The organism is Rhizorhabdus sp. (assembly GCF_018006725.1).
In the GTDB taxonomy this organism is placed as follows: Bacteria; Pseudomonadota; Alphaproteobacteria; order Sphingomonadales; family Sphingomonadaceae; genus Rhizorhabdus.
In genome coordinates, this window is record NZ_JAGMXV010000160.1 from 1 (window position 1) to 11,461 (window position 11,461).

The following is an 11,461-nucleotide window of genomic DNA, read 5'->3' on the forward strand; positions in this document are numbered from 1 at the left end:
GCCCAGACGCAGGTCAACGCCAAGACCGGCATGACCTTCGCGCGCGGGCTGCGCGCGATCCTTCGCCAGGATCCCGACGTGATCATGGTCGGCGAAATCCGCGATCAGGAGACGGCCGAGGTCGCGGTGCGATCGTCGATGACGGGCCATTTCGTGCTGTCGACGCTCCACACCAACAGCGCGATCGGGTCGATCACCCGGCTTATCGACATGGGGGTCGAGCGCTATCTGCTCGCACCGATGGTCGTCGGCCTGATCGCCCAGCGGCTTGTGCGCCGGCTATGTGAGCATTGCCGCTGGCAGGACCGCGCGACCGAGGCGGATTCGATCTTGCTGGGCAAGGCCTTGAAGCCGGGCAAGAAGATCTGGCGCGCGCGGGGCTGCGACGAATGCCATGGCGAAGGCTATAAGGGTCGCATGGCGCTGTACGAAGTCGTCGCGGCCGACGACGAGGTGCGCCGGATGATCCATGACGGCGCGTCCGAGGCCGAGCTGACCGCCGCCGCGCGGCGCGAGGGGCCGAGCCTGCTCGAGGACGGCATCGACAAGCTGCGCGCCGGCCTCACCACCGTCGAGGAAGTCGCCCGCGTCGTCCAGGACGAAGGGTAAGCCGCCATGCCCGCCTTCGCCTATCGCGCGGTCGATCCGCGCGGCGCCGCCAAGCAGGGCGTGATCGAGGCGTCGAGTGCGGCGGCCGCGCGACAGCTGCTGCGCGACCGCGAATTGCTGCCGACCTCGGTCGAGGCGGCCACGGCCCAGGCAACTGCCAGCGGCGGCGGCTTCCGTCCGTTCCGCCGCCGCATCGGGGCCAAGGCGCTGGCGACCGTGACGCGCCAGATCGCGACGCTCGTCAGCAGCGACGTCAATGTCGAACAGGCGCTCAAGCTGGTCGCCGAATCGGCCGAGAGCGCCGCGCTGCGCTCGCTGCTGCTCGACGTGCGCGGGGCGATTCTCGACGGCTACAGCTTCGCGGCGGCGCTGCGGCTGCACCCGGCAACCTTCCCCGAATTCTTCACCGCCTCGGTCGCGGCGGGCGAACAGGCGGGCAAGCTGTCCGAAGTGCTCGCCCATCTTGCCGACTTCGTCGAGGCCCGGCAGCGCAACCAACAGAAGATCCAACTCGCCCTGCTCTACCCGGCGCTGCTCGCGGTGGTGTCCTTCGGGATGATGGCGCTACTGATGGTCTATGTCGTGCCCGACATCGTCCGCGTGTTCATCTCGCGCGGGGCCGACCTGCCTTTCCTGACCCGCGCGCTGATCGCCATTTCGAGCGGGTTGCAGAGCTATGGCCTGCCGCTCCTCCTGCTGATCTTCGGCGGAGCCTTCCTGTTCGGCCGCTGGCTGCGCCTGCCCGCCAACCGGCTGCGCTTCGACCGGACGCTGGCGGGGACCTGGCCGATCGCGCGCTTCAGCCGGCAATATAATGCGGCGCGCTTCGCGGCGAGCCTGGCGACATTGGTGCAGAGTTCGGTGCCGCTGGTCGACGCGCTCAACGCGGCGGCGGCGGTGACGCCCAACCTCCACTTCCGCCAGGCCGCGCTGCGCGTCGCCGAGCGGGTGCGCGAGGGCGCAAGCCTTCAGGCGGCGATGGGCGAATCGGGCATCTTCCCGGCGATGTTGGTGGCGATCGTCGCCAGCGGCGAGAATGGCGGGCAGCTGGGGCCGGCGCTCGCCCGCGCTGCGGCCGAGCTGGAACGCGAACTCGAGGCGATGGCGTCGATGCTGGTGGCGCTGGTCGAGCCGATGGTGCTGCTGATGATGGGCGGCCTCGTCCTGCTGATGGTCCTCGCCATCCTGCTGCCGATCATCAACCTCAACAATATCGTGGGCATGTGAGCATGGCCGCGCCCGTCGTGACGCCGGGACTAGAGATCGCTCTCGATCGTCATGCCCCCCGGCGGCGAGAGGAAAGGCAGCGCGGCGGCGCCCTCGGCGGTCACGGAGAGACTGATCCGGCCATCCGGGTTCAGCGTGCCGAGCAGATAGGCCGGCTGGGGTTGGCCGGTCGGCGCCAGCGTCAGGCGCGTGCGCTCGCCATCGCCGATCGCGTCGAAGCGCAGCGGTGGCACCGCGACGGGCGCGGCACCCGACGGGCCCTGGCAGCTGCCGGGCTGGGTGTCGATCCGGCCCTCGGCCATGCGGGTGCCGCCGCCGATCACCATCCGGCGCAGATCGACCGCCATGGGCAGGTTGCAGGCGAAGGGCGTCTGCAACAGCGGCGCGAGCAACGCGCCATCGGCGGTGCCGCGAACGTCGCTCAGGATCACCCGGCCGGGGCGGAGCACGGCGGTGCCGACCAGCGTGTTCATGCCCCCCGACACACCGAAATCGACGGCGAAGCCGAGGCTGGTCAGGCTGCGCAGCGGCGACCAGCGCCAGTTGACCATCGAAGGCCCGATCGGCGCGGCGCCGCTCCAGATCGTGCCGCCGGCTCCAGCCAGCGGGACGACCAGCGCGGCGGGCAGGGTCGCGATCAACGTGGCGAGATAGACGCCGATGCCGAGGCCGGCAAAGGCCAGCGTGCGTCGGCTGGGACGGTAGCGTGAAGGAGTATCGGATGGACCGCCAAAGACGTCATCTTCTGGGGCTCCTGCCGTCAGCGCTGCTTCTGGGGTCGGCATCGTCCTCATGGTCTCCGTTGCTGGCGGCGGCGCGTGGCAAGGCCGCCAAGCGTCCGCCGGCGGCCCTGCTGCTGCCGTTGAGCGGCCCGTCGGCCACGCTGGGCGTTAGCATGCAGCGGGCGGCGATGCTCGCGCAATCGCCGCTGTCGAAGCCGCAGGACCTGATGATCCTCGACACCGGCGGCACGGCAGCCGGGGCGACCGCGGCCGTCCAATTGGCCGTGAAGCGCGGGGCAAGGATCATCATCGGGCCGCTGTTTGCCGAGGAAAGCCGCGCAGCGGCGCAGGCGGCGGGCGGGGTGCCGCTGATCAGCTTCAGCAATGACGAGGATCTGGTCGGCAGTGGCGCATTTCTGCTGGGCATCACGGCGAGCCAGAGCGTGACCTCGATCCTGCGTTATGCGCGCGGTCGTGGGGTCAAGCGCGTTGCGGTGCTTGGCGGCCCCTCGCGCTGGTCGGCGCAGGGCGTCGCTGCCGCCGAGCGGCTGCGCGGAGCGGCGGGGCTGGAGGTCACGCTGCTGCCGGCGGATACCGCGCCCGAGCAGTTGCGATCAGCGCTCGCGCGCAGCGGCTCGGGGTTGCCCGACGCGGTGCTGGTGACCGAAAGCGGCGATGCCCTGCTCCGCGCGGCGCGGTCGATGCAGGATGGCGATCCCCAATTGCTCGGGACGCAGCAGGCGCTCGATCTTTCGCCCGGCGCGCTGCGCGGTGCGTGGATGACGGGGCCGGACCCGGCATCGATATCGGATTTCGCGCAGCGTTATGGTTCGGCGGGCGCGGCGGGGCCCGGTCTTCTCGCGGCACTGGCCTATGACGGGATGTCGATCGTCGAGGCGCTGCGCGCCGGCGGCGTGGTCGATCGCTCCGCGCTGTCGGCCGTGCCGTCCTTCGCCATCGCAACCGGGCCGATCCGCTTCGCCGCCGATGGCCATGCCGCGCGCGAGCTCGCGGTTCTGGTCGCGGGTCCCGACGGCTTCACCGCCGTGGACAAGAGCGGGTCGCTATGACCCATGGCGACGCCCGCTCGCCCGTTCCGGCGGGCGAGGCCGGCTTCACCCTGATCGAACTGATCATCTCGCTCGCGCTGTTCGGGCTGATCGCGATGGCGGGCCTCGCGCTGGTCGATGCGCTGATGGGTATCCAGAGCCGCACCGAAGGCCGGCTCGACCGGCTGGCCGAGATCCAGCGCGCGATGTTCGTGATCGACAACGACCTGTCGCAGCTGTCGGCTGGCCCGCTGACCGGCGACGCCGCCTCGCTGAGCTTCACCCGGCCGCTGGCGGCGGCGGGTGGGGTGCCGGTGCAGGTCCATTATCAGCTGGGCGCGGGGACGCTGCTGCGTAGCGCCCGCGGCAATGGGCTGCCCCAAGGCGCTCAGCGGGTGATGCAGGGCGTCGCCTCCTTGCGCTGGAGCTATCTCGCGCCCAGCGGCGGCTGGACCGATCATTGGCCGGCCTCGCCCGACGAGGCGAAGATCTGGCCGCTGGCCGTGGCGGCGGACATGGTGCTGGCGCCGGGCGGGAGCGTGCAGGGGCGGGTACGGCGCGTCGTTGCGCTGCCCGTTCATCCATGACGGCGAACCGTCGACCGCCCGACGGATGCGACGGAGAGGAGGGGATGATCCTCGTCAACGTGCTGCTGTTCGTCGCCATTGCCAGTGGCATCCTGCTGCTGATGATCTCGGCCGAGGATACGGGGCTCGAACGCGGCTTGCGGATGCGTGAGGCCGCCCGCGCGCAGGCGATCGTGCGTGGAGCGGAAGTGTCGGCCGTGGTTGCGCTGCGCCGCGACGCGCTGGTCGCGCCCGACACCGACAATCGCGGCGAGCCTTGGGCCGCGCTGGCGGAGACGGCCGCCCCGATCGACGGCGGCAGCTTCGACCTCGCGATCGAGGATGCGCAGGGCCGTTTCAACGTCAATGCGCTGATGCAGCCCGACCCGGTCGCGCTTGGCCTGCTCGGCAAGATCGCGGCATCGGTAGGAATGACCCCCGATCAGGTCGACAAGGCGGTTGTGGCGATCCGCCTGGCCGGACCCGTGACCGATCTGCGCCCGCTCGCCGCCATCGGCCTGCCCCCGGCGCAGCTGGCGCGGCTGACGGGCCTCGTCACGGCGCTGCCCTATGAGAGCAAGATCAACCTCAACGCTGCCAGCCCCGACCTGCTGGCGATCCTGTCGGATGATCCGATGGCGGCCGGGCGGCTGGCCGCATTGCGCGAGCGGCAGGGCTATGTGACGGCCGCCGACATGGCGACGCTCAACATGGCGATGCCGCAGGGAACGGGGCTGACCTCAAACCTGTTCTGGGTGCGCAGCCGGGTCCGCATCGGCGACACAAGCCAGCAGCTGACCAGCCTGATCGCACGGCGCGACGCGCCCGATGGCGGCAAGGCGGCGCTGGTCGTCGGGCGCTGGTGGGGCGCATCGGCGCCGCTCCAGGCGCCGCGCCTGCCTTGAGGAGGGCAAAGCCATGAACGACGCGCGCGACCGACGTTTGGCATGCTACGGCACGCTGGCGCCTGGGCGGTCCAACCATCACCAACTGGCCGGCTTAAACGGCGAATGGCGAACGGGCAGCATCGCGGGCCGGCTGGTGCCGGAGGGCTGGGGCGCCTCGCAAGGCTATCCGGCGCTGCTGCTCGATCCGCCCGAGCAGCGCGTCGAGATCCACCTGTTCGAATCGTCCGACCTGCCTGACCACTGGTCCCGCCTCGACGCATTCGAGGGCCCCGGCTATCTCCGCACGGCCGTCGCTATCGATACCGACGATGGGCCGGTCGAGGCGTGGATCTATCTCCGCGCGGGCCGGCCGTGACAGAGGAGGGGGCGCCGCTCGGGCGACGCCCCTCGGCCTTATAGGTCGATCGAGGCCGACAGCTTGACGGTGCGCGGCGCCCCCTGGAGCAGATCCGCGCGGAAGGTGTCGAAGGACGAGGCCCAATAGCGCTTGTTCGCGACATTATCGACGTTGAGGCGCAGGGTCAGCGGCTTCTCGGAGACGACGGTGACGAAGCGCGCGCCGAGGTCGACGCGCGTCCAGGACGGCAGTTCGAGCGTGTTGGCGTCGTTCGCCGCCTGCTCGCCGGTGTGGACGACCCGGCCGGTCAGGGTCAGGCCGGGGGCGAAGGGCAGGTCCCACTCCACATTGGCGTTGACCAGATAATCGGGCACGCCGGGCGCCTTGTTGCCCTGGTTGATGCCGTCCTGGGTGCGGCGAAGCTTGGCGTCGATCACCGAGGCGCCACCGATCAGTCGCAGCCCGTCGACGATCTCGCCTTCCATGCTGAACTCGATGCCACGATTGCGCTGCTGGGCGAAGACGCCATAGACGAGCGAGCCGGCAGCGCCGTCGGCTATGGCGCTCGGGCGCGGGCGATCGATCGTGAACAATGCGAGCGAACTGTTGATCCGGCCGAGGCTGAGCTTGCCGCCGACCTCATATTGGGTCGTCTTGGTCGGAGCCAGGGCCTCGCCCGCATTGCGGACGGGCAGGCCGTTGACCACGGCCGGCGCCACAGGCCCTGCCTCGAAGCCCTGCATCCGGTTGAAGAAGAGCGAGACGTTCGGTGCCGGCTTGAACACGATGCCGGCCACCGGCGTGACCGCCGACTCGTCATAGGTGCCGGTCAGCGCGCCGCCGAAATAGGAATAGGACTTCTGGCGGATCGACTGAAGCCGCAGGCCGCCAGTGATCAGGATGCGGTCGTCCCACAGGCCGATCGTATCCGACGCGAACAGGCTCCACAGTCGGGTCCGTGCGACCGGGAAGGGATCGTCCAGATCGCCACCGACGAGGCTCGACGAGGGGATCGGCACTTCGACCGCGTTGTAGAGATTGGTGACGAAGCCCGCAAAGCCGGGTCCATAGAGGAAGTCATAGGCGTTGCGGTTGACCTGCCACAGCATCGACCCGCCCAGGTTGATCTGGTGCGTGACGCCGCCGCCGGCCAGCTTGATGCGGATGCCCGCCTGCGTGGCTTCGTTATTGTCGGTGCGGGGGACGTAGAGGGCGTTGCCATTGGCCGTACCCGTCGCGGTATCGAGGATGGTGATGCCGCCGTAGATGCCGTCTTCCATCCCGTCGCGGGCGCCGACCGAGGCGTAGAGCATCGCGGCGTCGGACAGGTCATATTCCACCTTGGCGATGCCGAACACGTCGCGCAGCTTGGAATAGGTCCAGGGCTGGGCATAGTTGGCGCTGGCCTTGGGGACGCGCGGGATGACGGCGGTGCCGACGGTCACCTTCGGGCGCAGGCCGCGTATCTTGACGCGCTGATAGGCAAGGTCGAGCGAGAGGCGCAGCGGGCCGGAGTCATAATCGAGTGCGCCGCCGATCGTGTAGGTCGAGCGGAACTCGCCATCGATCGCGACATCGCCGGTCCGCGCGACGCCGTTCACGCGAACCCCGAGATCGCCGATGCGGCGCGCCACGTCGAAGCTGCCGCCGATATGCGAGTCTGCCGTATAATTCGCTGTCACGCGGGTCAGGTCCTGGGTCGCGCGCTTGGGAATCAGGTTGACGCTGCCACCCAGGCTCGACCCGCCCGGTGCCGCACCGTTGAGGAAGGCGCTGGCGCCGTTCAGCACCTGGACCGAGTCATAGAGTTCGGGTGCGATAAGCTGGCGCGGCGCGATGCCATAGAGGCCGTCCAGCCCGACATCGTCGCCGAAGACCGGAAAGCCACGGATCACGAACTGCTCGGCGGCATTGCCGAAACCATAAGTGATGCGGATCGAGGGGTCATTCTCCAGCACCTGGCCGAGCGTCTGGGGCTGCTGGTTGAGGATGAGCGCCGCATTGTAGCTTTTGATCGAGAAGGGGACGTCGGCCGCATCCTGGTCGCCCAGCACGCCCAGGCTGCCGCGCCGGGTCACCTCCGTCTGGTTGGCCTTCTGCGCGGTGACGATGATGTCGCGATTTTCCTCGGGCCCCGCCTGCTGGGCGAAGGCGGCGCCGGTCGTGGCCAGTGCGCCACTGGCCACCGCCGTCAGCAGGAGGGAGCGAAGCTTGGATGCGGTCACGGGGTTCCCTTTCGAACGATATCTTCGTTTTCTGATGATTGCGGGCGTCAGGCGCGCCGTCGGGCGCAGGCCCACAGGATCGCGGCGATCGGGCTGGCAAGCGCGCCCCAGGACAGAGCGTCGCGCCAGCCGTCGCCGGTCAGAGCCGCGACGAGGCCGACGATGCTGAGCAGGGCCAGCAGCAGTGGCACGGCGAAGATCGTGGCGAGGGACTTGCCAGCCTTCATGCGCCGGCGATCATGGCGCCGCCCGTCTCGACCTCGCGCAGCCGCGATTCGAGCGAGACGTGGCGCTTGCCGAGCCACAGATAGAGTCCCGAGCCGAGGATAAGGATCGTGAACAGGTCGAGCAGCGCCCACAGAATCTTGAGCGGCAGCGCGCCATAATCGCCGAAGTGCAGCGGCTGCGAATAGCTGAGTGCCAGCGCATACCACGGCATCGGGCGCGCATCGGTGAGGCTTCCGGTTTCCGCGTCGATCAGCGCGGGCGTCAGCGCCCGCTCGGTCAGCGGGGTCGCGCCCTGGAAGAAGACGGCATAATGATGCTTGCTGCTGTAGCTGCCGCCGGGAAAGGCGATGAACTGCGGATTGTTGCCGGGCAGGACCTTTCGTGCCTCGGCCATCGCCTTGTCGAGCGAGCCGTATCGCGACGGGTCGAGTGGCTTTCTGTCGCCATAAGCCTTGGTCATCGCGGCGAGCTCGGTCGACTGCCACGTCTGGAGGATCGGAGTTGCCAGCGTGTTGATCACCCCGGTGAGGCCTACGACCGCCATCCAGGCCAGCGCGGTGACCCCCAGCAGATTATGATAGTCGAGCCATTTGAGGCGGGTGCTGCGCTGCGTGCGCACCGTGCCGAAGGGCAGTTTCCGCATGAAGGGCGCATAGAGAACGACGCCGGAGACGAGCGCCGCGACGAAGAACAGGCCCATCAGTCCCAGGAAGAGCATGCCCGGCAGCCCGAGGAACATGTCGGTGTGCAGCTGGAGCAGGAAATGCATCACGCCGTCTTCGTCGAGCTTGCCTTCGGGCGCGCCGCTAAACCGATTCCACAGCTGAACTGTCATCTGCCCGGTCGGCGAGTCGGGGGCCGGGGCGGTGGTGACGGTCATCGACGAGCGGTCATTGTCGAACGCCATGAAGACCGGAACTTCGCCGGGTCGAGCGGCCAGCGCTTTGGCGAGCATGGTGTCGAGCGAAAGAAGTCGCGGATCGGTGCCCGACGACGGCGGTCCCGCCGGAGTCGCGGCGCCTTCGGTCAGACTGTCGATCTCGTCGTGGAAGATCAGCGGGAGGCCTGTGATGCACAGCATCAGCAGAAAGACCGTGCAGAGGATGCTCGTCCATTTGTGCACGAGGAACCAGACGCGGATCGTGGAGCGGGTCAAAAATCTGCCAACCGGTAAATGAGAGCGATTAGCAATAGCATAGAGGTGGCCTGGACGGGGTGCAAGCTGTGGCCCGTTTCAGGCACGAAAAAGGGCGCGGAAGCCGTCGCCTCCGCGCCCCCTTCGCTGTCTCGTCGATCAGAAGTTTGCGGTCAGACCCAGCGAGAAGGTCCGGCCGATTTCGTAGCGGTTGAGATAGATGATGTTGCTGCCCGACTTCTGGAACTCGCGATAATCGGTACCCGTCAGGTTGCGGGCCTCGATCTTAAGCTCCATGTCGGTGCCCAGCAGCTTGAAGCCCTGGCGGCCGACGAGATCGAAGCGGAAGCCCGGGCGTTCCTTGATGTCGGGCTGACGCGAGGTGCCCTGGATCGGACCGCGATTGGTGACGCGCTCGCTCGAATAGTTGAGCAGGGCGGTGACCTGCGAAAGGCTTTCCGTATCCTCGAAGCTCAGCTGCAGGTTGACGATATGGTCTGACTGACCGGTCAGCGGCGCGCCGTCGCGGAACAGCGTGCTGGCGGCGACCGGGGACAGATCGGGACCGATCACGGTGGAGTCGTCGACCTTCAGCTTCGACTTGGTGAAGGTATAGTTGGCGATCGTGACGATGCGCTTGGTCGCGAAGAAGTCGCCGCTCAGGAAGTCGAGCGGGAAATGCTTCTCGAGTTCGAATTCGGCACCGTAAAGCTGCGCTTCGGGCGCATTGGCGAAGCCGGTCCGCAGCGCGCCGCCGCCCGCGAAGAAGGCTGCGGCCTCGATCGGGTTGTCGATCTTCTTGAAGAAACCAGCCACGGAGAAGCGCTGGTTGCGGTCGAAATACCACTCATAGCGCGCTTCGGCGTTGTAAAGCTGCGAGTCGGTCAGGAAGGGATTGCCGGTGAACTGGCGATCGCTATCGAAGTCCTGATAGATCTGGCGTGCCAGCTCGCGGAACTGCGGGCGGGCGATCGTTTTCGAGGCGGCCACCCGGAACTGCATGTCGTCCCTGAAATTATAGGTCAGGGTCAGCGCCGGCAGGAAATAGCTCTTCGACAGGGTGGTGCCCGGTCCGGCGTCGGGGGTGACGACCTGCTCCGCATCCTCATAGCGGACACCCGCCTGGACACGCAGCTTGTCGGTCGCCTCGATCTCGGCCTGGCCGTAGCCGGCGTGGATGCGCAGGCCCGCGCGATAGGCGCGAGACCCTTCCGCGCCCGACACGTCGCGCAGCTGGATGTTGTAGGTGTAGATATTATAGTCCGACAGCAGATAGTCGGGGCGCAGCTGCGCCACGGCCTGATCCAGAGCGCCGGCAGGCCGGAAGAACTGGAACTGATAGCGGTCCGACTGGCGCTTCGTGTCGTTGAACGAATAGCCCGCCGAGATCGTGCCGCGCAGCGCGCCATCGAGCTTGTAGGACAGGTCGCCGCTGGCCGCGTAGACGTCCTCGTTCAGGTCGCTGAAGGCGATGTCGGCCGACTGGCCGCCCGAAGCGAGGTTGTTGATATAATCGCCCACGCCAGCATTGTAATTATAGCTGAAGCTGCGCTCATAGGGGCTCTCGCGCTGCGAATTGGCATAGGTGCCGCGCAGGTCGATGCTGAGCTTGTCGAAGCGGAGTTCGGCGACCGCCTGGGTGTCGATCAGCTGGCGCTCGAACCAGTAGGTGTTCTGGCGGATCAGCGAGGCCGGCTGATTGGCTTCCTGATCCTCAACGTTGCGGTTGAAGCCGGACGACAGGCGGCCCTGCTTGACCGTGTCGCGGATGAACAAATTGGTCCAGCGGAACTTGTGGTCGTTCACTTCGGCGCCGAGGCCGAGCAGGCCGTTCACCGTGATGTGATTCTCGGTGATGACGGTCTGGAACTGCGTCTGCGGAATACCGGCCAGATCGGGGTCGATCGACGACTGCTGCAGCACGTCGCGGGTGCGCCAGCTGTTGCTGAAGCCGAGGCCTGCGAGGATGCCGATGCGGCCGCTGTCGGTGTCCATCGCGGTGCCGCCGGTCAGATCGGCCGAAAAATTCGCCGGGATGTTCCGGTTGCGCTGGAGCAGCGAGGTGCTGGCATTGGCCAGGCTGGCCGCGAAGCCTTGCAGATCGGCGGCGCTATAGTCGCTGCCCTGAACGATCGGCTTGGTGCCCGAGGACTTGATCGCCGACTTCAGGCCGCCCGGAATGTCGCGGGTGCCGTCGTCGAAGCCGAACCAGTCATAGTCCGAACCATAATAGGTATAGCCGAGCTGGCCGGTCGTCTCGGTGTTGCCGGCGATCGAGCCGCCGATCGACAGGAAAGGCTCTTTCGGGATCGCCTTGGTGGTGAGGTTGATCACGCCACCGCCGAACTCGCCCGGATAATTGGCCGAATAGCTCTTTTTGACCAGCGACGACGCCAGGATGCTCGTCGGGAAGATGTCGAGCGGAACGACGCGCTTGAGCGGCTCGGGGCTGGGC

At 67.6% G+C, this 11,461-nt stretch carries 11 protein-coding genes; 6 read left to right on the forward strand and 5 right to left on the reverse strand.

From position 1 onward, the window contains the following. Both KAY22_RS18810 and KAY22_RS18815 read left to right on the forward strand, forming a co-directional pair. Window positions 1-609 (forward strand): ATPase, T2SS/T4P/T4SS family (locus KAY22_RS18810; RefSeq protein WP_296624821.1); only part of this gene is annotated, 609 nt, incomplete at its 5' end. 6 nt (window positions 610-615) lie between these two features. Then, a complete protein-coding gene (locus KAY22_RS18815; protein ID WP_296624822.1) occupies window positions 616-1,836 on the forward strand; it encodes a type II secretion system F family protein in 1,221 nt (406 codons plus the stop codon). A 29-nt stretch (window positions 1,837-1,865) separates the two neighbouring features. On the opposite strand, the gene gspN is transcribed toward KAY22_RS18815, so the two are convergent. Next, window positions 1,866-2,621, reverse strand: a complete 756-nt coding sequence (gspN, locus tag KAY22_RS18820; RefSeq protein WP_296624823.1) for a type II secretion system protein N — start codon at window positions 2,619-2,621, stop codon at window positions 1,866-1,868. Window positions 2,622-2,638: 17 nt separating this feature from the next. On the opposite strand from gspN, the gene KAY22_RS18825 reads away from it, so the two are divergent. The 4 genes from KAY22_RS18825 to KAY22_RS18840 are packed head-to-tail and all read left to right on the forward strand — an operon-like array spanning window position 2,639 to window position 5,436. Beyond that, window positions 2,639-3,628 (forward strand): penicillin-binding protein activator, encoded by a 990-nt coding sequence (locus tag KAY22_RS18825; RefSeq protein ID WP_296624824.1) that lies wholly within the window; start codon window positions 2,639-2,641, stop codon window positions 3,626-3,628. Then, window positions 3,625-4,194: a type II secretion system protein J gene (locus tag KAY22_RS18830; RefSeq protein WP_296624825.1), complete on the forward strand. Its 570-nt coding sequence runs from the start codon at window positions 3,625-3,627 to the stop codon at window positions 4,192-4,194. The genes KAY22_RS18825 and KAY22_RS18830 overlap by 4 nt, the downstream gene beginning before the upstream one ends. A gap of 44 nt (window positions 4,195-4,238) precedes the next feature. After that, a complete protein-coding gene (locus KAY22_RS18835) occupies window positions 4,239-5,078 on the forward strand; it encodes a type II secretion system protein GspK (RefSeq protein WP_296624826.1) in 840 nt (279 codons plus the stop codon). A 13-nt stretch (window positions 5,079-5,091) separates the two neighbouring features. After that, window positions 5,092-5,436: a gamma-glutamylcyclotransferase gene (locus KAY22_RS18840; protein WP_296624827.1), complete on the forward strand. Its 345-nt coding sequence runs from the start codon at window positions 5,092-5,094 to the stop codon at window positions 5,434-5,436. Window positions 5,437-5,474: 38 nt separating this feature from the next. Here the strand turns inward: KAY22_RS18840 and KAY22_RS18845 are convergent, their stop codons facing one another. The 4 genes from KAY22_RS18845 to KAY22_RS18860 all read right to left on the reverse strand — a co-directional run. Then, on the reverse strand, window positions 5,475-7,643 hold the full coding sequence (locus tag KAY22_RS18845) for a TonB-dependent receptor (RefSeq protein ID WP_296624828.1): 2,169 nt from the start codon (window positions 7,641-7,643) through the stop codon (window positions 5,475-5,477). A gap of 47 nt (window positions 7,644-7,690) precedes the next feature. Continuing rightward, the gene (locus KAY22_RS18850) at window positions 7,691-7,870 is read right to left on the reverse strand and encodes a hypothetical protein (RefSeq protein ID WP_296624829.1); all 180 of its coding nucleotides are present in this window, start codon (window positions 7,868-7,870) and stop codon (window positions 7,691-7,693) included. Next, window positions 7,867-9,027 carry a PepSY-associated TM helix domain-containing protein gene (locus KAY22_RS18855; protein WP_296624830.1) on the reverse strand — a complete coding sequence of 387 codons (1,161 nt, stop codon included), beginning with the start codon at window positions 9,025-9,027 and terminating at the stop codon, window positions 7,867-7,869. Before KAY22_RS18855 ends, KAY22_RS18850 begins: the two co-directional genes overlap by 4 nt. Window positions 9,028-9,165: 138 nt before the next feature. Next, window positions 9,166-11,461: TonB-dependent receptor (locus KAY22_RS18860; RefSeq protein ID WP_296624831.1), on the reverse strand; the 2,296-nt coding region annotated here is incomplete at its 5' end.